This window comes from Vescimonas fastidiosa (assembly GCF_018326305.1).
Taxonomy (GTDB): Bacteria; Bacillota; Clostridia; order Oscillospirales; family Oscillospiraceae; genus Vescimonas; species Vescimonas fastidiosa.
Genome location: NZ_AP023415.1, coordinates 572,103 through 592,988 on the forward strand (window position 1 = coordinate 572,103; position 20,886 = coordinate 592,988).

The window sequence follows — 20,886 nt, forward strand, 5'->3', positions numbered from 1 at the left end:
TCTGTTACTCCGTTGCGTCAAAAAGGGATAGCTGAGGGGCGGCAGAGACAGGCAGAGCATTTTGTTCTACGGCCTGTAATTGTCGAGTTAGCGTTTCGGCAGTGAAGTGCAGACCCGGGCGCATCTGCCCGCCGCATAGGATAAAAAACTGCGCCCGCTTGAGCACAACGCCCATTTTTTGCAGGTCCTCAGAGTGAAGACATCCCGTACGCCGAGCTGATAGGATACGCCGAGCTCCGGTAGGACCGATGCCGGGAACACGCAGGAGGCGGTCCAGATCCGCGGACATGATCTCCACCGGAAACTGGTCCGGGTGAGTAATGGCCCAATAGCATTTAGGGTCCAGGGTAGGGTCGAAATTCGGATGTGCTTCATCCAGCAGTTCTTCGGCCCGGAAGCCATAAAAGCGCATAAGCCAATCCGCCTGATACAGTCGGTGCTCCCGTAGCAGAGGAGGCTTGGTGTGCAGGGCGGGGAGCAAAGAGTTCTCCACCACAGGCACATAGGCAGAATAGAATACACGCTTGAGTCGATAGCGCTGGTATAGGGATTGGGTCAAGTAGAGTATATGTCGATCGCTGTCTTGGGTTGCCCCCACAATTAGCTGGGTACTCTGCCCGGCAGGAGCAAAGGCGGGGGCGTGGCGATACTTCACCAGCTCTTCTTTATTTTCTCGACCTCTGTCGCGGATCAGCCGCATGGGGGAGAGAATAGCGGACTTGGTCTTATCCGGTGCCAGTGCAGCCAAACCCTCCTGAGAGGGCAGCTCAATATTTACGCTGAGACGGTCGGCCAGGTAGCCCAGCTGCTGCACCAGGGCCGGGTCCGTACCGGGAATGGCTTTGGCGTGGATATATCCGTTGAAGCCATAGTCCTGCCGCAAAAGACGCAGAGCTTCGATCATACGCTGGGTGGTGTAGTCCGGATTGCGCAGGACACCGCTGGAGAGGAAAAGCCCCTCAATATAATTGCGCCGGTAGAACTGAATCGTTAGCTCGGCCAGCTCCTTGGGCGTAAAGGCGGTGCGGCGGGTATCGTTGCTGCGGCGGTTGACGCAATACTTGCAGTCGTACACACAGCAGTTGGTCATGAGTACCTTTAGCAGCGAGATACATCGGCCGTCGGCGGAAAAGCTATGGCAGCAGCCGGCAATGGAAGAGGAAGTGTTTCCGATCTTCCCGGGTCTGGATTCACGCCGGACACCGCTGGAAGTGCAGGCGGCATCATACTTGGCCGCATCCGTGAGAACAGCCAGCTTATCCAGCAGGTCCATATCAAGCGGCTTTGCGTCTGCGTCGAGGCTGGTCGACCCGCTCTACCAAACGCATGAACTGCCCGGAAAGGGTAGCGATACCAATGAGAGTGATGATCCATCCGAAAGTAGTCATAGTTGCTTCCTCCAAGTAAAACTTTTGTTCTACTCGCATTATAAATCGAACAATCGTTCTTGTCAATAGAAAATCGAACAAATTTTCTAATTTTGCATTTCTCCGGTTGACCAACGGATGCATTTGTTATAGAATAGGAGTGAAAAACAGAGAGCGAGGATAGCATGAACGAATTAGAAAAACGATTTATAACCGCTCGGCGCGAGGCAATTGCGCTGGATTACAAACGACTCAATCCTATGCAGCGGGAGGGCGTGCTGACCACAGAGGGGCCGCTGCTGCTGCTGGCAGGGGCGGGCTCCGGCAAGACCACGGTGCTTATTAACCGGGTGGCAAACCTCCTGCGCTATGGCCGGGGCAGCGACACGGAAGAAATCACCATCCCCATTTCCGAGGACGAGGTGGCATTTCTGGAGCAATATATCCAGGATCCCCAGGAGGAGATGCGGCCTCTGATGCAGTACCTGTGTGCCGTGCAGCCGGCCCGGCCCTGGGAGGTGCTGGCTATCACCTTCACCAATAAGGCTGCCGGTGAACTGAAGGAGCGCTTGGAGCGGATGCTGGGAGAAGAGGCGCTGGATGTGTGGGCGGCCACCTTCCATGCTGCCTGCGTGCGCATTCTGCGCCGGGATATTGACAAATTGGGTTACGACCGCAACTTTACCATCTATGATACCGATGACTCCAAGCGGGTTATCAAGGACATTCTCAAGGATTTAGGCCTGGAGGAAAAGCAATTTCCCACACGGGAGCTGCTGTCAGTGATCTCCAACGCCAAGGGAGATATGCAGTCTCCGGAGGAGTTCTGCCAACTGTGGGAGCAGCGAGGAGATTGGCGGAAAATCAGGGTTGGTAAAGTATATAAACTTTACAATCAGAAACTCCGGGAGGCCAATGCCCTGGACTTTGACGACATCATTCTGCACACGGTTACGCTGCTGCAAAGCGACCGGGAGGTGCGTGCATACTATCAGAATAAGTTCCGCTACATACTCATTGACGAGTATCAGGATACCAACCACCTGCAGTTTCTCCTGGCGGGCCTGCTGACGGGCGGTCACGGGAATATCTGCGTGGTGGGTGATGATGACCAGAGCATCTATCGCTTCCGGGGAGCAGACATCACCAACATTCTCAGCTTCGAGCAGCGCTATAAGAACGCCCGGACCATCCGACTGGAGCAGAATTATCGCTCCACCCAGAATATTTTGGACGCAGCCAATGCGGTGATTCGCAACAATGAGGGACGCAAGGGCAAGACCCTGTGGACCCAAAACGGCGCCGGGGATCCGGTGACCATCAAGACCTGCTTCAATGAGAGCGATGAGGCAAACTTCGTGGTGGGCGACATTATGAACGGTTATAATCGGGGCGCCAACTGGAGGGATAATGCCATTCTTTACCGCATGAACGCCCAGTCCAACGCTCTGGAATATGCCTTCAAGCGCAACGGCGTACCTTATAAAATCGTAGGAGGCGTAAAGTTCTTCGACCGAGCGGAAGTGAAGGATATGCTGGCGTACCTATGCGTGGTGTGCAATCCGGCGGATGATCTGCGTCTGCGGCGGATCATCAATGTGCCCTCTCGGAAGATCGGCGGGACATCGGTGGAAAAGGCGCAGGCCATTGCGGCGGCAGAGGGGAAGTCTCTGTTTGAAGTCGTTTGCTCTGCCCGAAGCTACCCGGAGCTGAAGTCTGCCGCCGGGCGAATGGAAGAGTTCGGTCAGATGATCTCGGAGCTGCGCAGCCTGTGCGATGAACTGGAGCTGGTAGAATTCTACAGCCAGGTTTGTCAAAGGAGCGGCTATATGCAGATGCTCCGGGATAAGAATGACATGGAGAGCCGTGGCCGACTGGAAAATGTGCAGGAGCTGGCCTCCAGCATCAGCGCCTTTTTAGAAAATGACCCGGATGACCCGTCCCTGGCAGGATTTCTCAACGATGTGGCTCTGTATACCGATCTGGACGGCCAGTCCGACAGTGATAACTGTGTGACCCTGATGACCATGCACAGTGCCAAGGGGCTGGAATTTGACCATGTATATGTCACCGGCATGGACGAGGGTGTGTTCCCCGGAAACCGAGCTATGGGCGAGCAGGAGGAGATGGAGGAGGAGCGGCGGCTGTGCTATGTGGCCATGACCCGGGCCCGCAAGACCCTGACCATGACCAATGTTCGCCAGCGGATGCTCTTCGGTCAGACGGAGCCGAAAATGCCGTCACGATTCCTGGAGGAGATTCCGGCAGAGAATATGCGCTGGATTGGAAAGCCGGAGCCCCGAAAGGCACTTCAGTGGGACGAGGGGTGGAATGACAGCTGGTCCGGTGGCTGGGGAAGTACACCCCGCGGAACCTATAAAACACAGGAAATTAGGCAGCAGACAAGGCATGAGACTTTACAGCATTCTACCACGAACCGGCGGGCACCGTCGGCGGGGTCTACTCAGCTTATGCAATTAAAAGCCGGAGATCAGGTACGCCATAGCGCCTTTGGTCAGGGAATGGTGCTCAGCGTTCGGCCCATGGGTGGTGACGCGCTTATTGAGGTGGCCTTCGACAAGGTGGGCACCAAGAAGCTGATGCTGAAAGCCGCCGGAGTTCATTTGACCAAGCTGTAAGAGGGAGGTAGCCATGCAGATAGAAGGACTGTCCTGGTATCCGGGACACATGACGAAAACAAAGCGGATGATTGTGGCGGAAATGGGCCACATGGATGCCGTGTGCGAGATTCTGGATGCACGGATCCCCATTTCCAGCCGCAATCCTGATGTGGATGAAATGACGGCTGGAAAGCCCAGACTGGTAGTGCTGAATCGAGTGGATCAGGCTGACCCCAAGGAGACAGCCCGCTGGGCGGCGTATTTCCGGGGAAAAGGCTACGCTGTCCTGGAGTCCAATGCCAAAAACGGTGTGGGAACAGCTCAGTTTGCCGCCGCCGTGCGCGAGTTACTGAAGGACAAGCTTCAGTCCTATGCCGATAAAGGTCAGGTGGGCCGTGTGGTGCGGGTGATGGTGCTGGGCATCCCCAATGTAGGAAAATCTACCTTTATTAATAAGGTAGCCAAGCGCAAGACCGCCAAGGCCGAGGACCGCCCCGGCGTCACCCGCAGCAAGCAGTGGGTGCCGGTGGACAGCACCCTGGAGCTGCTGGACACGCCCGGTATGCTTTGGCCGAAATTCGAGGATGTGAATGTAGGGATGCATTTGGCTTACACCGGCGCCATCAAGGACGATGTGATGGACATTGAGGAGCTGGGTAGCTATCTCATGGAGTACCTGGGAAAGCACTACGCTGCGGTTATTCGGGAGCGATACAAGGTGGAGCCTCAGGAGGACGAAATGGGCTACGATTTGCTGACCCGAGCCGGGCGTAAACGGGGCTTTCTCATGCGGGGCGCCGAGGTTGACACCGAGCGTATGAGCCGAGTTCTGCTGGATGAATTCCGGGGTGGCAAGTTAGGGCGCTTTACACTGGAAACAGTGGAGGATGTGAAATAAATGACCGAAAATACAGATCTGTGGCAGATCGAGCGAGAGCTAACGGAGCAGGGGATGGGGATTATTTGCGGCTGTGATGAGGCAGGCGCCGGACCTTTGGCGGGGCCGGTGTATGCTGCCGCGGTGATTTTGCCCCTCTGCTGCCGAATCGAGGGTCTTAACGACAGTAAAAAGCTCACGGAAAAAAAGCGGGAGGCCTTGTACCAGGTCATCACCCAAAAGGCTGTCTGCTGGGCAGTTGCGCGGGTGGAGGCGTCGGAAATCGACGCCACGGACATTTTAAGCGCCCGAATGAAGGCGATGCAGCAGGCCATTGATGCCCTGGACATTCGGCCCGAGGTAGCCCTGGTTGATGGCAACCGTGATAAGGGTCGTAGTGCGGCTATCACCACGCCTCATAAGCTGGTGGTAGGGGGCGACGGTAAGAGTGCCAGCATCGCCGCAGCCTCTATTTTGGCCAAGGTGAGTCGGGACCGCTTTGTGTCTCGGGAGCTGAATGCACGCTACCCGGAGTATCGGTTTGCCATGCATAAGGGCTATGGCACTAAGCTGCACTACCAAATGCTGGACGCTTACGGCCCCTGCCCGGAGCATAGGCGCAGTTTCCTGAAGAAGTGGGAGGAAAAGCGCGCATGAGCCGCAGCGTAGGGACCTGGGGCGAGGCGCAGGTGGCAAATTACCTGCGGCAGAAAAAATTTCGCCTGGTGGCGCATAGCTACCGCTGCCGCTTTGGAGAGATCGATCTCATTGCCATGGACGGAAATACCCTCTGCTTCGTAGAGGTGAAAACCCGGAGCAATCTGTCCGTAGGTCTGCCCCGGGACTATGTTACTGCCGCCAAGCGGGAGCGCATTCGGAAAACGGCGCTGTTTTACCTCAGCGAGAAAAATCTGGACTGCCCGGTCCGCTTTGATGTGGCGGAGGTCTATCGGGGTGCTGACGGCGGCGTGGCACGCATAACCTATATGAAAAACGCATTTGAGGTGGAAGCAAATTGAAAATACCGTATTTTGACGCCCACTGTGACACCATTTATCGCTGCGAGGAGAATGGTGGAGTCGATACAGCTTTGGAGATGGATGCAGACCCGGCGAAGCAGCAGGCTTACTATGCCGCCTGCGGCTGTCTGCGGGAAAACGGTGGACACATTGACCTGGTGCGAGGACGGGATTTTGCCCGGTATGGGCAGTTTTTCGCCCTGTATTGGGATGCGAAAAACGCCCCGGCGGACGGGATGTTCGCCCAGTGCCAAAGACTGCACAAGCGCTTTCTGCGGGAAATGGATGAAAACCGGGACTGCATCACCCATTGCCGCACAGGCGCGGAGGTAGATGAAGCGGTACGCCGGGGAAAGATGGCGGCTCTTTTGAGCATTGAGGGAGCCGATCTGCTGGATTGCGAGGAGCGGAACCTGGAAACAGCCCGGTCTTGGGGTGTGCGGCTCCTGAACCCCGTTTGGAACCGGGCCAACAGCCTCTGCGGCACCAACTGTGAGGAGCCGGACCGGGGCCTGTCCCAAAAGGGAAAGCGTTTCGTGCGTCAAATGGAAGAAATGGATATTTACCCGGATATGTCCCACATCTCCGATGCCGGCTTTTGGGATGTGATAAAAACAGCCCACGGTCCTGTGGTAGCCTCTCACTCCAATGCCCGGGCCCTCTGCCCCCATCCGCGGAACCTGACCGACGACCAGTTCCGGGCTATCCGGGATAGCGGCGGTATAGTGGGGCTGAACCTCTACCGGGATTTTGTGGGCCCACAGGGGACCATGGAGGAGCTTACGGCCCATGTGGAGCATTTTTTGAATTTGGGCGGAGAAAAGACTCTGTGCCTGGGCGGTGACCTGGACGGCTGCGAGGCTCTGGCCACTGGGATGCAAGGGGTACAGGATGTGCCGAAGCTCTACGCAGCCTTGCAGGCCCGCGGCTACGGTGAGACTCTGTTGGAGGATATTTTTTGGAACAACCTGCGGCGTATATTATAATAATAAGGTATTTTTGATAATTCATTAAGGAGTAAGTATGGCGTTATATACCATAGGAGACCTGCACCTGTCGCTGGGCTCGGATAAGCCCATGGATATTTTCGGCGAGGGCTGGAGCAACTATGTAGAGCGGATCCGGGAGGGTTTTTCAGAGCTGGGCAGCGAGGATGTGACGGTACTGTGCGGAGACCTATCCTGGGGCATGAGCCTGGAGGAGTCCATGCAGGACCTGACATTCATCCACGAGCTGCCGGGGAAAAAGATTCTCATGAAGGGCAACCACGACTACTGGTGGAACACGGCGGCGAAAATGCAGCGTTTTTTTGACGAACACGGCTTGGACTCTCTGCAAATTCTCCACAACAACTGCATTTTCTACGGCGATATAGCCCTGTGCGGCACCAGGGGCTGGTTTTACGAGCTGGAGGAGCCTGGCGGCCACACGGAGAAAATGCGCAGCCGGGAAGCCGGACGGCTGGAGACCTCGCTGAAAGCAGCAGGGGAGAGGGAGAAGCTTTGCTTCTTACATTATCCGCCCCTCTACACCGGTTATCGCTGTGAAGAAATGCTGCGGCTTTTGCAGCAGTACGGGGTGAAAAAGTGCTGCTACGGACACCTGCACGGAGGCACAGCCCACGCCCGAGCGGTGCAGGGGGAGCGGGACGGAACAGACTTTTCCCTGGTTTCCGCCGACTATCTTCGGTTCAAACCGAAAAAAATTTTAGAATAGTGCAAAAAAGTGTGGAAATTGTAATTGTTTTCTGTTATCATATAAAATTGCATTGATTCAATTTATTAATGCTGAACGGAGGAAAAACAAAATGAGTGTAAAATCCTGTGAAAAACTGGAAAAAAGCAAGGTCGCATTGACCATCGAGGTCAGCGCCGAGGATTTTGAGGTTGCCATCAACAAGGCATACCTGAAGATGCGCGGCAAAATGAACATTCCCGGTTTCCGCCCCGGCAAGGCTCCCCGCAAGATCGTTGAGAGCATGTATGGCGCGGAGGTCTTTTATGAAGAGGCCGTGAATATCGTTCTGCCCGATGCCTATGAGAAGGCCGTCAGCGATGAGAAGCTGGAGGTCGTGGGCTATCCCGAGGTGGAGCTGGAGAACTGCGGCAAGGACGGCGTGACCTTTAAGGCTACCGTCGCTGTTTATCCCGAGGTGAAGCTGGGCCAGTACAAGGGCCTGGAGGCACCCAAGGCCAATGTGAAGGTCATGGCCGCCGATGTGAACGCCCGGCTGAAGGAAATGGCTGAGCGCAACAGCCGCATGGTGAGCGTGGAGCGCGCCGTAAAGAAGGGCGACATCGCCAACATTGACTTCGAGGGCTTCGACAACGGCGTGGCTTTCGACGGCGGCAAGGGTGAGAATTTTGACCTGGAGATCGGCTCCGGCAGCTTCGTACCCGGCTTTGAAGATCAGCTTATCGGCATGAAGGTAGGCCAGGAGAAGGACATCGATATCACCTTCCCCGAGGACTATACTCCGGAGCTTGCCGGCAAGCCCGTGGTGTTCCACGTGAAGGTCAACGAGGTCAAGGTGAAGGAAGTACCCGCCATTGACGACGAGTTTGCCAAGGATGTGTCCGAGTTTGACACCCTGAAGGATCTTAAGGCAGACCTGAAGAAGAAGATCACCGAGGATCGCAAGACCGCTGCCCAGCACGCCTTTGAGGATGCGCTGATGCAGAAGGTTGCCGACGGCATCGAGGCCGACATTCCCGAGGATATGGTGGTGCTGCAGTCCCAGAGAATGATGGAGAATTTCAAGCAGCAGCTGGCTGCCCAGGGCATCCCCTTCGACCAGTATGTGAAGATGACCGGCATGAGCGAGGACGCCATCCAGAAGGAGTCCATGGAGCCCGCTCTGAAGCAGGTGCGCATGGACCTGGCTGTGGCCGCCATTGTGAAGGCTGAAAACCTGGAGGCTTCCGACGAGGAAGTGGAGAATGAGATGAAGAACATCGCCGAGAAATACGGCATGGATCTGGAGTCCATTAAGAAGTATCTGCCCGCCTCCGAGGTGAAGGAGCAGGTCATCCGGGAGAAGGTCATCAAGACCGTAGCCGACAGCGCCGTGGCCGTGGAGCCCGAGGAAAAGGCTGAAGAGAAGGCCGAAGAGAAGAAAGAGGACAAAGAGTAATCAAGTCTGTTAAAATCACTTACGGGCGGGTATAATTTGTATTATGCCTTGCGATGCAGGGCCCCATTTGAACAGGAGGTATATTTTTATGAGTTTAGTCCCTTATGTTGTGGAACAGACCAATCGGGGGGAGCGTTCTTACGATATTTTTTCCCGTTTGCTCAACGACCGCATCGTCTTCCTGGGCGAAGAGGTGAACGATACAACTGCCAGCCTGGTGGTTGCCCAGCTTCTCTATCTGGAAGCGCAGGACCCCGACAAGGACATTCAGATGTACATTAATAGCCCCGGCGGCTCCGTGACGGCCGGCATGGCTATTTATGACACCATGCAGTATATCAAGTGCGATGTTTCTACCATCTGCATCGGCATGGCTGCCAGTATGGGCGCATTCCTGCTGTCCTCCGGCGCTAAGGGTAAGCGTATCGCCCTGCCCAACGCAGAGGTGATGATCCATCAGCCCTCCGCCGGCACCCAGGGCAAGGTCACCGATATGGAGATCGATGTGGAGCATTTCCTCAAGATCAAGCAGCGGATGAATCGCATCTTGGCTGAGAATACCGGCAAGACTCCCGAGCAGGTGAAGCTGGATTCTGAGCGCGACAACTGGATGATCGCCGAGGAGGCCAAGGAATACGGCCTGGTGGACAAGGTCATTTATAAGAGGTAACTATGTCGGAAAATAACAAAGAGCTGCGCTGCTCTTTCTGCGGCAAAAGCGAAAAGCAGGTACACCGCATGATTCAGGGCCCCGGTGTTCGGATCTGCGACGAGTGTATCCAGCTTTGCAACTCTATTTTAGAGGATGACTACCATGCCGCAGAGGCACAAATAGAAGCACCGGACCATCTGCCCACTCCCCGGGAGATCAAGGCGGTGCTGGACGAGTATGTCGTGGGTCAGGAGACGGCGAAAATCGCTCTGTCCGTCTCTGTTTATAACCACTATAAGCGTATCTTTTACGGTGGCGGCGAGGATGTTGAGCTACAAAAGAGCAACATCCTTATGATCGGGCCCACCGGCAGCGGCAAGACCCTGTTTGCCCAGACCCTGGCCCGGGTTCTGGAGGTGCCCTTCGCCATTGCTGATGCCACTACCCTCACCGAGGCCGGCTATGTGGGTGACGATGTAGAGAACATTCTCCTGCGTCTTTTGCAGGCGGCGGACTTCGATGTGGAGCTGGCGGAGCGGGGTATTATCTATGTGGATGAGATCGATAAAATCGCCCGCAAGAGCGAAAACACATCTATCACCCGCGATGTTTCCGGCGAGGGTGTACAGCAGGCTCTGCTGAAGATTCTGGAGGGTACCGTAGCCAATGTGCCCCCCCAGGGCGGGCGTAAGCATCCCCACCAGGAGTTCATCCAGTTGGATACGCACAATATTCTCTTTATCTGCGGAGGCGCTTTCGACGGCCTGGAGAAGATCATCGAAAAGCGAACGGACCGCAAGGGCATCGGCTTCGATGCCGTTGTGGAGAGTAAGGCTGAGCGGCAGACCGGGGCCCTTCTCAAGGAAGTGCAGCCCCACGACCTGCTGAAGTTCGGTATCATTCCCGAGCTGGTGGGTCGTCTGCCAGTCATCGCTGCGTTGGACGGTCTGACTCGGGCGGACCTGGTGCAGATCCTTACTAAGCCGAAAAACGCACTGGTCAAGCAGTATCAAAAGCTGTTCTCCTATGACAATGTGGAACTGACCTTCACAGAGGATGCCCTGGAGGCCGTGGCCGACAAGGCCATCGCCCGTAATATCGGCGCCCGGGGTCTCAGAGCTGTCATGGAGGGTATCCTGACCAATGTAATGTTCGACATTCCCTCAGACCCCACCATCGAGCGAGTGACCATCACCGCCGACTGCGTGGAGGGTAAGTCCCAGCCGCAGATACTACATGACGAGACCAATGTGCCTCGCAAGGCTAAACGAAAGACCGGCAAGGCAGACGACCTATCTGCACCGGCCTCTTAAATGAGCGATAGGGGAGAGGCGAGGAATCGTCCCTCCCCTTTTTTTCCATGCTGTCCCGTGCAGCCGAAAGGAGCGACCCCTATGGAACAAACAACTATGAATATTCCCGTCCTGGCCCTGCGCGGGCTGACGGTTTTCCCCGGCCAGAACGCCGGGTTTGATGTAGAGCGCGAGATCTCCATGCTGGCGCTGAACAACGCTATGGAGGAGGGCAAGGAGATCCTCCTGGTGACCCAGCGGGAGCTGGCTGTGACCTACCCGGATGAAGAGGATCTTTACACCCTGGGCACCATTGGCCGTGTGCTGCAAATCATAAAAACCTCCGATTCCTCCGTGCGTGTGCTGGTACACGGTCAAGACAAGGGCCGCATTCGCCGTCTTTGGCAGACCAGGCCCTTTCTCCAGGCCAATGTGGTGAAGGTGGAGGACGATTTTCCCGGCAAGATGACCCGCCGCATAGAGGCTATTATGCGCCAGACCTACGCCATTTTCGGCGAGTATCGGGAGATGGTGCCGGATCTGCCGGATGAGGTCATCGCCAAAGTGCTGGACTGTCAGGACCCCGGTGAGCTGGCTAACTACATCGGTTACAGCGTCAACCTTCGCCCCCAGGACCGCCAGCGCATTCTGGAGGAGCTGAATCCTGTGAAGCGCCTGAAGCTGGTGAATGAAATTCTTACCCACGAGCTGGATGTGATCTCCTTGGAAGTGGAGATGGAGAAAAAAGTCCGCGACCGTGTAGGCCGGGTGCAAAAGGACATGATTCTGCGGGAGCAGGTGAAGGTACTGCAGCATGAGCTGGGCGAGGACGGCGATGATGAAATTCAGGAGTATTCTGAAAAAGTTCAGAAGCTGAATGTTTCCGAGGAAATCAGAAAAAAGCTGATGAAGGAGGTTTCGCGCCTGGCAAAGCAGCCCTACGGCAGCGCTGAGGCGTCGGTGATCCGCAATTACCTGGACACCTGCCTGGAAATGCCCTGGGGCAAGGAGACCAAGGAGCGGGCGGATGTGGAAAAGGCTCGGGCCATGCTGGATAAGGACCACTACGGCCTGACCAAGGTGAAGGAGCGTATCCTGGAGTACATAGCCGTGCGCCAGATCCATCCCCAGGCCAAGGGCAAGATCATTTGTCTGGTGGGCCCTCCGGGCGTGGGCAAGACCTCCATCGCCATCTCCGTGGCTAAGGCCATGAATCGCAAGCTTTACCGCATCAGCCTGGGCGGCGTGCGGGATGAGGCGGACATCCGCGGTCACCGCAAGACTTACATAGGCGCTATGCCCGGCCGTATCATTGACGGCCTGATCCACAGCGGATCCATGAACCCCCTGCTGGTGCTGGATGAGATCGACAAGCTGGCCAGCGATATGCGTGGCGATCCTGCCTCCGCTCTGCTGGAGGTGCTGGATAGTGAGCAAAACAGCAGCTTTCGAGATCATTTCCTGGAGATTCCGGTGGATCTGAGCCGGGTCATGTTCATCACCACTGCCAATACCACCGATACCATTCCCCGCCCGCTGCTGGACCGCATGGAGGTTATCGAGCTGGGCAGCTATACCGATGAGGAAAAGGTGGAGATCGCCCGGCAGCATCTTATCCCCAAGCAGCTTAAAGAGCACGGCCTGCAAAAACGGCAGTTGAGCATTTCCGATGATGCTCTGCGCAGCATCATCAGCGGCTACACGAGGGAATCCGGTGTGCGCATTCTGGAGCGAAAAATTGCCGCTATCTGCCGCAAGGCCGCCATGAAAATTGCTACAGAGGGTGTAAAGAAGATTGCCGTTACACCTGCTGATATAAAAGAATTTTTGGGCGTTGTACAGTATACGGATTCTGAGCATATGCACCAAAACGAGGTGGGTGTGGTCAATGGCCTGGCCTGGACTCAGGTGGGTGGCGAAATTTTGGAAGTAGAGGTCAATGTCATGGACGGCACCGGCAAGCTGGAGCTTACCGGCAACCTGGGAACCGTTATGCAGGAGTCAGCCAAAACCGCCCTCAGCTGCCTGCGCAGCCGGGCCGGAGAGTTAGGCATTGAAAAGGACTTTTATAAGACCAAGGATATTCACATTCACTTCCCCGAGGGTGCTGTGCCCAAGGACGGTCCCTCTGCCGGCATTGCTATCACTACCGCCATGCTCTCGGCTCTCACCGGAAAAAAGGTGCGTAAGGATGTGGCCATGACCGGGGAAGTGACCCTCCGGGGGCGTGTGCTGCCCATCGGCGGTCTGAAGGAAAAAACCATGGCCGCCCTGCGTAACGGTATTGAAACGGTTATCATTCCCCGGGAAAATGAGAAGGACCTGGAGGAAATCGACCAGACTGTACGCCGTAAGCTGCGTTTCGTGCCCGTGAGCCGGGTAGAGGAGGTATTTTCCGAGGCCTTGGTAAGTGAGGGTAAAAAAACAGCCGCCCAGCCGGAGGAGATGCCGCTGCTGGCGGTGCAGTCCTGCACTGCCAGGCCCGATTTACGAGTATAAGGAGCGGAATTATGGGTATTAATTTCAATAAAGCGGAGTTTATTCTTTCCGCTGTGCAGCCCGGTGCATTTCTTCGGGACGGTCGTCCCCAGGTAGCTTTTGCCGGCCGCTCCAATGTAGGAAAGTCCTCTGTAATTAACCGCTTGCTGAATCGGAAAAACTTTGCCCGCGTAGGCGCTACTCCCGGCAAAACCACGCAGGTCAATTACTTTCTTATCGACGGAAGGATTTATTTCACCGACCTGCCCGGCTACGGCTATGCAAAGGTCTCTAAGGAGGAGCGGGATCGCTGGGGCCGTCTCATGGAGAATTATTTTCAAGAGCAGGGGCTTATCACCCTGGGCGTCCTCATTGTAGACGCCCGCCACAAGCCTACGGCGGATGATGTGACCATGTGTACCTGGTTCAAGGAGAGCGGCTGTCCGCTGATTGTGGTGGCCAACAAACTGGATAAGCTGAAAAAAAATGAAATTGAGCCCAATCTCCAGCGCATTTGGGACACCCTGGAGCTGCCTGATACGGCAGCGCTGATTCCCTTTTCTGCCGAAAAGGGAATCGGAAAAACGGAGCTTTTGTCCGCTATTGAGCAGCTTTGCTGAAAGATGAAAATAGGCAAAATGGTGTGAAGTGACTTCGCTTCACACCTTTTTTCGCGTATATCATAAAAAAGAAGAATGAAAAGTACTGCTTTTTCTTGCGAATATGGAAAGAATAAAGTATAATAATGATGGATAAATGGATGGACACAGACAGAATGTGTCCTTTACGAATCCTATAAACCGAAGGAGAACACAAAAATGGCTTCTTTTTTTGTCAACGGCCAGGCGGTCACAGCGGAAAAAAACCAAAAACTGCTTCGCTTTCTGCGCGATGAGCTGCGCCTCACCTCCGTAAAGGATGGCTGCAGTGAGGGCGCCTGCGGCACCTGCCATGTCTTGATCGACGGCAAGCCTACCAAGGCCTGCGTCCCTTCCACGGATAAGCTGGAGGGTCGCCATATTCTCACCATAGAGGGCCTGAGCGACACGGAAAAGGAGGTCTATACCTGGGCCTTTGCCAAGGCAGGGGCCGTGCAGTGCGGCTTTTGCATTCCGGGCATGGTCATTTCCGCCAAGGCTCTGTTGGATGTGAACCCGGACCCCACCCGGGAGGAGGCTGCTTTTGCCATCCGCAATAACATCTGCCGCTGCACGGGCTATAAGAAGATTATTGATGCCATTTTGCTGGCGGGCGAGATTTTCCGCAATGGCGGGGAGATTCCCCAGGAAAAGGATTGCGCCCGTGTGGGCCAGTCCATGCCCCGGGTGGACGCTCAGGAGAAGGTCTTGGGCACCGGCAAATATCCCGATGATATTTATCTGGACGGCATGATTTATGGCAGCGCCGTCCGCAGCAAATACCCCCGGGCCCGAGTCCTGGCCATCCACAAGGAAAAGGCTGAGGCTTTGCCGGGAGTGGTGGGTGTGTTTACCGCCGACGATATCCCCGGCAAGGTGAAGGTGGGCCACCTGATGCAGGACTGGGACACCATGATCCCCGTGGGCAAGATTACCCATTACCTGGGCGATGCCATCTGCCTGGTGGCAGCGGAGACCCCGGAAATTTTGGCAGAAGCCAAAAAGCTGGTGGAAGTGGAGTACGAGCCGCTGAAGCCGGTGTTCAGCCCCACCTACGCCGCGCAGCCCTTTGCACCCCAGGTGCATGAGTCCGGCAATCTTCTGTGCGAAAAGCATGTGTCCCGGGGTAACGCCGACCAGGCTATCCGTGATGCGGACTATGTGCTGATGTACCACTACGAAACCCCCTACACCGAGCACGCCTTTTTGGAGCCGGAGTGCGCCGTGGCCTATCGGGACGGGGACGGCGTTTCCATCCTGTCCACAGATCAGGGGACCTATGACACCGCCCGGGAAACCTCCATTATGCTGGGCATCCCCAAGGAAAAGGTCCATGTCACCAATATGCTGGTAGGCGGCGGCTTCGGCGGCAAGGAAGACATGACCGTTCAGCATCACGCAGCGCTTATTGCCTATCTTACGGGCCGTCCCGTGAAGGTGAAACTCACCCGCCAGGAGAGCATCCTCGTCCATCCCAAGCGTCACCCCATGAAGGTGACTATCACCATGGGCTGCAACCGCGATGGTCTTATCCAGGGCGTGAAAGCCGAGGTTATCGCCGACACCGGTGCCTATGCTTCCCTGGGTGGTCCGGTCTTGGAGCGGGCCTGCACCCATGCCGCCGGGCCCTATCACTATGAAAATTTCGAAATTACCGGTCGGGCATATTACACCAATAACCCACCCGCCGGTGCCTTCCGTGGCTTTGGCGTGACCCAGACCTGCTACGCTATGGAGATGACCCTGACGAAAATGGCCCATGAGCTGGGCATTTCGCCTTGGGAGATCCGCTATCGCAATGCCATTCGTCCCGGCCAGACCCTGCCCAACGGTCAAATTGCCCCGCCCTCCACAGGCCTGGTGGAGACGCTGGAGGCAGTAAAGGACATTTGTGAAAATAACAAATATGTAGGTATTGCCTGCGCTATGAAAAACGCAGGTGTGGGTGTTGGCATTCCCGACACGGGCCGCTGCATTGTGGCTGTAAAGGGGGGAAAGCTCCACATCCGCAGCGGAGCCTCCTGCATCGGCCAGGGCCTGGGCACCGTGCTGACGCAAATCGTCGGCACCATGCTCCACTGCGATAGGGAGGACATCGTCTACCAGGCGGCCAACACAGTGGATTCACCGGATTCCGGCACCACTTCCGGCTCCCGCCAAACCCTTGTTACCGGCGAAGCTTGCCGCCGCGCCTGTCAAAAGCTGCTGGCTGCTGCCGGGGCAGATGTAAAGGTATCTGACTATACAGGTATTGCTAATGCAGCAGATTTGAGAGATTTGCCCGGTGAAAATTGCGGCAATGGCCTCGTGGGTACGGAGCTGGCCGAGAATGAGCAGGTAGACTGGAAAAGGCTGGAGGGTCAGGAGTTTTACGGCGAGTATTTGGCAAAGACGGACCCTCTGGGCACCCAGGAAGTCGAGAATCCTGTCAGCCATGTTGCTTACGGCTATGCCACACAGGTCTGTGTGCTGAATGAGGATGGCACCATAAAGGAGATCGATGCCGCCCATTTCGTAGGCAAGGCCATTAACCCGCTGAATTGTGAGGGACAGATCGAGGGCGGCGTAGCCATGGCCTTGGGCTTCACCCTGACGGAACACTACCCTCTCTACGACTGTATCCCCAGTGCAAGGTTTGGCACCCTGGGCCTGTTCCGGGCGCATCAAATGCCGCAGATCAACAGCATTTTGGTGGAGAAGAGAGGCCAGGACATGGCCTGCGGCGCCATCGGTATTGGCGAGATCACCACCATTCCCACGGCTCCTGCCGTGGCCGGCGCCTATTTTGCGCTGGATGGCGAGATGCGCTGCAGCCTGCCGCTGATGAAAACCCCCTATGAGCGGCCTAAGATGCCCCGGTATTGGTGGTAAAAAAGAAGAGCGCTATGAAAAAACACATTTTGCTTCGAGGCGAACGCGGCGTAGGCAAGTCCACGCTGATCCGTCGCCTGCTGGAAGCGTCTGACCTGCAGCCGGGCGGATTTTATACAAAAATGGACAAAAACCCCGGGGAGCTTATGCATCCTATTTATATCTATCCAGCGACGCTGCCTGAAGCGGCGCGCAAGAGGGGAGAGGAGAACCTGGTGGGCCGCTGCGGTGAGCAGGGCCGCTTCAAGGAGATTTTCCCCCATGTGTTCGATACCCTGGGGAGCGCCTATCTGAAGGACACAGCCGCCTGCCGAGTGATCGTCATGGATGAGCTTGGCTTCCTGGAGTCGGAGGCCCAGGCCTTCCGGGCAGCGGTGCTGGGGGTTTTGGACGGAGAGGTGCCGGTCCTGGCTGCTGTAAAAGACCGCATGGATGTGCCCTTTCTGCACCAGGTATGCGCCCATCCCCGGGCGGAGGTGGTGCCGATCGACACGCAGAACCGCGATGCGCTGTTCCATAGGCTGCTGCCCATTGTGAAAAGCTGGAAATAAGCGGCGTAATACTCAGCAGCCATTGACGCGTGGCTATCAGGCATTTTGAAATGAAAAAAAGACCCCGCTCGCATTGAGCGGGGTCTTATGCTTGTCCTGAAATTAGATCGCTCTGGTTACTTTACCGGAACGCAGGCACCGGGTACAAACATATACATGGCGAGGCGTGCCGTTGATGATCGCCTTAACACGCTTAACATTGGGCTTCCAGGGACGATTGGAACGCCGGTGAGAGTGAGAAACCTTAATACCAAAAGTCACGCCCTTGTCGCAAAATTCGCACTTAGCCATCCGTTGCACCTCCTTGCTGTGTGTGACTTACTGCGTTGCTTTCGCAAGCATTTGATAGTTTAACAGATGTCACAGAAAAAAGCAAGTACTTTTGACAAAAAAATGAAAAAATTTCAAATCGAAGGAAACTGTTGCGAAAAAAGGGGCTTTGAGCTATAATATGTTATTAATATTAGTGAACCAGGGCAAAATTTTTGTGACCGCTGCACGACGCCGTTGCGGTCGGAAAGGATCAACCATGGAAAAGGTTAAGCGCACCCCGGCCAAGCTCCCGGAGCTGGTGGCGGAGTTTAACATGGAGGTGCTGAATAAGGCCCCTAATTTTAATATTCAAACCGTGACCATCTCCGATGTCAATCGTCCGGCGCTGCAGTTGGTGGGGTTTTATGAGTACTTCGAGCCCATCCGCCTGCAAATTTTGGGCAAGGCTGAGATGGTGTTCCTCCAGGGTATGACCACCGAGCGTCGCCGAAAAGTGCTGGAGGATCTGCTGCGCTGCGAGATACCTGCCCTCATCATCGCCAGGAATATGGAGGTGCCGCCGGAGCTGCTGGAGCTGGCGGAAAAGCATGGTCGTACCCTGCTGCGCATCGACCGCAAGACCGTGGATGCCACCAGCGAGATTATAGACTATCTCAATAAAAAGCTGGCTCCCCAGATTACCCGCCACGGCGTTCTTATGAATATCAATGGCCAGGGTGTTCTTCTGCTGGGTGACTCCGGTATCGGCAAAAGCGAAACGGCCATTGAGCTGCTCAAGCGCGGGCATCGCTTGGTGGCGGACGACGCCGTGGATATACGACGCATTTCCACCTCGCTTTACGGCACTGCCCCGGAGCTAATTCGCCACTACATTGAGATTCGCGGCGTGGGTGTCATCGATGTGCAGCAGCTCTTCGGTATGGGTGCGGTGCAGTTTGACACGGAGATCGACCTGGTGGTGCAGCTGGAGCAGTGGCAGGACGGCAAGTTCTACGACCGCCTGGGCCTGGGGGAGGAGACCTATGAAATACTGGGTGTGAAGCTGCCCTACATGACCGTCCCCGTTCGTCCGGGCCGAAACCTGGCCGGTATCGTGGAAATCGCCACTATGAAAAACCGCCAAATGAAATACGGCTACAACCCCGCCCGGGACTTTGTGACCCGGCTGGATCAGCACTATGACGCACTGAATGAGGCAAATCGGAGAAAGAGTAAATGAATTACATTGGCATTGACATTGGCGCAACAAACCTGAAGGCCGGACTGGTGGATGACCGGGGCCGCATCCTGGCCACTCAAAAGATGAAGATAGTGCAGATTGAGTCTCCGGATGCCCTGGCCCGGAACCTGGCCCGCATGACGCAGGAGCTGGCGGAGGAAGTGGGTGTTCCCATGGAGGAAATTTTCTCCATCGGTGTAGGCGTGCCCGGCGTGGTGGAAATACGCTCCGGCTCCCTGCAATATAGCTGCAACCTGCCCTTTCGCAGGGTTCCGCTGCGGCGGCTTTTCCACAAGTATCTTAATAAGCCGCTCTATCTGGAAAACGATGGTAACTGTGCCGCTGTTGGCGAGTATTATGCCGGAGCCGGCCGCAGCAGTAAGCGCTTTGTGACTATCACCCTGGGTACGGGCATCGGCGGCGGTATCATACACAACGGGAAAATTTACCATGGCTCTAACGGTATGGCCGGCGAGGTGGGGCACATGAGCATTGAGTATAACGGCCAAAGCTGCCCCTGTGGCCGGAAAGGGTGCTGGGAGCAGTATGCCTCTGCCTCGGCCCTGAAGCGCCTGACGAAGCGGATTATGGACGAGAATCCCGAGAGTGTCCTGCGTCAGGTGGTGGACGAAAATGACGGTCATGTCAGCGGTCAGTCCGCGTTCATCGCCGCCCGCCGGGGTGACCCCATCGGGCAATATGTCTGCAATGCCTACATAGACTATCTATGCGCCGGGATCGTAAACCTGGTGAATATCTTTCAGCCCGATACCCTGGCTATCGGCGGCGGCGTCAGTAACGAACAGGACGAGCAGCTTTTGTTCCCCGTGCGCCGCATCGTAGCGCAGCAGAGCATTCCCTGCGAGCCGGATAAGCGCACCCGCATCGTCAAGGCGGAGCTGGGCTCCAATGCGGGCATCATCGGCGCTGCATTGCTGGGAAAGAAGAAGCGTATTTAAGGAGCGGACTATGACTTGGTTTGAAAAGCTGGACGAAGTGATCGAAAAATATCTGCCGGATCTCCCAATGGAGCAGGATGTGCCCATGAGCCGTCTCACCTCCTTTCACATCGGCGGCCCGGCCCGACGGGTGGCCTATCCTAAAAACCGGGAGCAGCTGGTGATTTTACTTGGCCTGGCCGACGAGTGCGGCGCCCGCCCCTTTGTTATGGGAAACGGGACCAATCTCCTGGCTCCGGACAAGGGCCTGGAGCGTCTGGTGGTGCGCACGGCCGGAGAGATGAACGCCCTGCAGCTCGTAGACGAGACTACTATTGAGGCGGATGCAGGTGTTTCCCTGGCCCGGCTGGCTCTGTTTGCCAAGAATGCCGGCCTCTCGGGCCTGGAGTTTGCCCACGGCATCCCCGGGAGTCTGGGCGGCGCTGTGTATATGAACGCCGGAGCCTACGGCGGTGAGATGAAGCAGGTGGTTGAGGAGGTCACAGCCCTCACCGAGAGCGACATCCGCCGCATTCCCGCGCAAGAGTGTGATTTCGGTTACCGACACAGTGCCTTTTCTGACGGAAAGAGTGTAATTTTGGGTGCAAAGCTGCATCTTTCCAAGGGGAGCAGCTCGGAGATCGATGCAAAAATGGCCGAGCTTATGAATAGGCGGAAGAGCTCCCAGCCCTTGGAATATCCCAGTGCCGGCAGTACCTTTAAGCGTCCTACAGGCTATTTTGCCGGAACACTGATTCAGGAAACAGGCCTGAAGGGACTCACCGTGGGCGGCGCCCAGGTATCGGAGAAGCACGCGGGCTTCATTATCAACATCGGCGGGGCCACCTGCCGGGATGTTTGCACACTGATACAGCAGGTGCAGGAAAAAGTGCGGCAGGCCCACGGCGTCACGCTGGAGCCTGAGGTGAGGATTATAGAAAACTGAAAGGAGCAGGG

The 20,886-nt window shown here is 56.0% G+C and carries 18 protein-coding genes; 16 read left to right on the plus strand and 2 right to left on the minus strand.

Annotated elements, in window-relative coordinates; all coding sequences use genetic code 11:
* Positions 1–4 precede the first annotated feature (4 nt).
* A complete protein-coding gene (locus KI236_RS02780; RefSeq protein WP_212819100.1) occupies positions 5–1,273 on the minus strand; it encodes a putative DNA modification/repair radical SAM protein in 1,269 nt (422 codons plus the stop codon).
* A gap of 279 nt (positions 1,274–1,552) precedes the next feature.
* On the opposite strand from KI236_RS02780, the gene KI236_RS02785 reads away from it, so the two are divergent.
* The 13 genes from KI236_RS02785 (at position 1,553) to KI236_RS02845 (ending at position 17,499) form a co-directional block, all read left to right on the plus strand.
* On the plus strand, positions 1,553–4,006 hold the full coding sequence (locus KI236_RS02785; RefSeq protein ID WP_212819102.1) for an ATP-dependent helicase: 2,454 nt from the start codon (positions 1,553–1,555) through the stop codon (positions 4,004–4,006).
* 13 nt (positions 4,007–4,019) lie between these two features.
* Positions 4,020–4,886 (plus strand): ribosome biogenesis GTPase YlqF, encoded by an 867-nt coding sequence (gene ylqF, locus KI236_RS02790; RefSeq protein WP_212819104.1) that lies wholly within the window; start codon positions 4,020–4,022, stop codon positions 4,884–4,886.
* Positions 4,887–5,522, plus strand: coding sequence for a ribonuclease HII (locus KI236_RS02795; protein ID WP_212819106.1), 636 nt, complete (start codon positions 4,887–4,889; stop codon positions 5,520–5,522).
* The gene (locus KI236_RS02800) at positions 5,519–5,884 is read left to right on the plus strand and encodes a YraN family protein (RefSeq protein ID WP_212819108.1); all 366 of its coding nucleotides are present in this window, start codon (positions 5,519–5,521) and stop codon (positions 5,882–5,884) included. Before KI236_RS02795 ends, KI236_RS02800 begins: the two co-directional genes overlap by 4 nt.
* Positions 5,881–6,870 (plus strand): dipeptidase, encoded by a 990-nt coding sequence (locus KI236_RS02805; RefSeq protein WP_212819110.1) that lies wholly within the window; start codon positions 5,881–5,883, stop codon positions 6,868–6,870. Before KI236_RS02800 ends, KI236_RS02805 begins: the two co-directional genes overlap by 4 nt.
* A 37-nt stretch (positions 6,871–6,907) precedes the next feature.
* Positions 6,908–7,600, plus strand: coding sequence for a metallophosphoesterase (locus KI236_RS02810; protein ID WP_212819112.1), 693 nt, complete (start codon positions 6,908–6,910; stop codon positions 7,598–7,600).
* Positions 7,601–7,691: 91 nt separating this feature from the next.
* Positions 7,692–9,017 (plus strand): trigger factor, encoded by a 1,326-nt coding sequence (gene tig / locus KI236_RS02815; protein ID WP_212819114.1) that lies wholly within the window; start codon positions 7,692–7,694, stop codon positions 9,015–9,017.
* 88 nt (positions 9,018–9,105) lie between these two features.
* On the plus strand, positions 9,106–9,687 hold the full coding sequence (gene clpP, locus KI236_RS02820) for an ATP-dependent Clp endopeptidase proteolytic subunit ClpP (protein WP_212819117.1): 582 nt from the start codon (positions 9,106–9,108) through the stop codon (positions 9,685–9,687).
* A 2-nt stretch (positions 9,688–9,689) separates the two neighbouring features.
* Positions 9,690–10,982, plus strand: a complete 1,293-nt coding sequence (clpX, locus tag KI236_RS02825; protein ID WP_212819119.1) for an ATP-dependent Clp protease ATP-binding subunit ClpX — start codon at positions 9,690–9,692, stop codon at positions 10,980–10,982.
* Positions 10,983–11,063: 81 nt separating this feature from the next.
* Positions 11,064–13,460 carry an endopeptidase La gene (gene lon, locus KI236_RS02830; protein WP_212819121.1) on the plus strand — a complete coding sequence of 799 codons (2,397 nt, stop codon included), beginning with the start codon at positions 11,064–11,066 and terminating at the stop codon, positions 13,458–13,460.
* 11 nt (positions 13,461–13,471) lie between these two features.
* Positions 13,472–14,059, plus strand: coding sequence for a ribosome biogenesis GTP-binding protein YihA/YsxC (yihA, locus tag KI236_RS02835; RefSeq protein ID WP_212819123.1), 588 nt, complete (start codon positions 13,472–13,474; stop codon positions 14,057–14,059).
* A 198-nt stretch (positions 14,060–14,257) separates the two neighbouring features.
* Positions 14,258–16,948: a selenium-dependent xanthine dehydrogenase gene (xdh, locus tag KI236_RS02840; RefSeq protein ID WP_212819125.1), complete on the plus strand. Its 2,691-nt coding sequence runs from the start codon at positions 14,258–14,260 to the stop codon at positions 16,946–16,948.
* A 14-nt stretch (positions 16,949–16,962) separates the two neighbouring features.
* Entirely contained in the window at positions 16,963–17,499 is a 537-nt protein-coding gene (locus tag KI236_RS02845; protein WP_212819127.1) for a nucleoside-triphosphatase, read from the plus strand.
* A 102-nt stretch (positions 17,500–17,601) separates the two neighbouring features.
* On the opposite strand, the gene rpmB is transcribed toward KI236_RS02845, so the two are convergent.
* On the minus strand, positions 17,602–17,790 hold the full coding sequence (gene rpmB / locus KI236_RS02850) for a 50S ribosomal protein L28 (protein ID WP_212819129.1): 189 nt from the start codon (positions 17,788–17,790) through the stop codon (positions 17,602–17,604).
* Positions 17,791–18,028: 238 nt separating this feature from the next.
* Between rpmB and hprK the strand changes: the two genes are divergently transcribed.
* The 3 genes from hprK to murB are packed head-to-tail and all read left to right on the plus strand — an operon-like array spanning position 18,029 to position 20,875.
* Positions 18,029–18,991: an HPr(Ser) kinase/phosphatase gene (gene hprK, locus KI236_RS02855; protein WP_212819131.1), complete on the plus strand. Its 963-nt coding sequence runs from the start codon at positions 18,029–18,031 to the stop codon at positions 18,989–18,991.
* Positions 18,988–19,950, plus strand: a complete 963-nt coding sequence (locus KI236_RS02860; protein ID WP_212819133.1) for an ROK family protein — start codon at positions 18,988–18,990, stop codon at positions 19,948–19,950. The genes hprK and KI236_RS02860 overlap by 4 nt, the downstream gene beginning before the upstream one ends.
* A 10-nt stretch (positions 19,951–19,960) precedes the next feature.
* Positions 19,961–20,875: a UDP-N-acetylmuramate dehydrogenase gene (gene murB / locus KI236_RS02865; protein WP_212819135.1), complete on the plus strand. Its 915-nt coding sequence runs from the start codon at positions 19,961–19,963 to the stop codon at positions 20,873–20,875.
* Positions 20,876–20,886 lie beyond the last annotated feature (11 nt).

Bases quoted from the DNA above. Each gene is read 5' to 3' on its own strand.
- KI236_RS02780 (WP_212819100.1), bottom strand. From the start codon at position 1,273: ATGGACCTGCTGGATAAGCTGGCTGTTCTCACGGATGCGGCCAAGTAT.
- KI236_RS02785 (WP_212819102.1), top strand. From the start codon at position 1,553: ATGAACGAATTAGAAAAACGATTTATAACCGCTCGGCGCGAGGCAATT.
- ylqF (WP_212819104.1), top strand. From the start codon at position 4,020: ATGCAGATAGAAGGACTGTCCTGGTATCCGGGACACATGACGAAAACA.
- KI236_RS02795 (WP_212819106.1), top strand. From the start codon at position 4,887: ATGACCGAAAATACAGATCTGTGGCAGATCGAGCGAGAGCTAACGGAG.
- KI236_RS02800 (WP_212819108.1), top strand. From the start codon at position 5,519: ATGAGCCGCAGCGTAGGGACCTGGGGCGAGGCGCAGGTGGCAAATTAC.
- KI236_RS02810 (WP_212819112.1), top strand. From the start codon at position 6,908: ATGGCGTTATATACCATAGGAGACCTGCACCTGTCGCTGGGCTCGGAT.
- tig (WP_212819114.1), top strand. From the start codon at position 7,692: ATGAGTGTAAAATCCTGTGAAAAACTGGAAAAAAGCAAGGTCGCATTG.
- clpP (WP_212819117.1), top strand. From the start codon at position 9,106: ATGAGTTTAGTCCCTTATGTTGTGGAACAGACCAATCGGGGGGAGCGT.
- clpX (WP_212819119.1), top strand. From the start codon at position 9,690: ATGTCGGAAAATAACAAAGAGCTGCGCTGCTCTTTCTGCGGCAAAAGC.
- lon (WP_212819121.1), top strand. From the start codon at position 11,064: ATGGAACAAACAACTATGAATATTCCCGTCCTGGCCCTGCGCGGGCTG.
- yihA (WP_212819123.1), top strand. From the start codon at position 13,472: ATGGGTATTAATTTCAATAAAGCGGAGTTTATTCTTTCCGCTGTGCAG.
- xdh (WP_212819125.1), top strand. From the start codon at position 14,258: ATGGCTTCTTTTTTTGTCAACGGCCAGGCGGTCACAGCGGAAAAAAAC.
- KI236_RS02845 (WP_212819127.1), top strand. From the start codon at position 16,963: ATGAAAAAACACATTTTGCTTCGAGGCGAACGCGGCGTAGGCAAGTCC.
- rpmB (WP_212819129.1), bottom strand. From the start codon at position 17,790: ATGGCTAAGTGCGAATTTTGCGACAAGGGCGTGACTTTTGGTATTAAG.
- hprK (WP_212819131.1), top strand. From the start codon at position 18,029: ATGGAAAAGGTTAAGCGCACCCCGGCCAAGCTCCCGGAGCTGGTGGCG.
- KI236_RS02860 (WP_212819133.1), top strand. From the start codon at position 18,988: ATGAATTACATTGGCATTGACATTGGCGCAACAAACCTGAAGGCCGGA.
- murB (WP_212819135.1), top strand. From the start codon at position 19,961: ATGACTTGGTTTGAAAAGCTGGACGAAGTGATCGAAAAATATCTGCCG.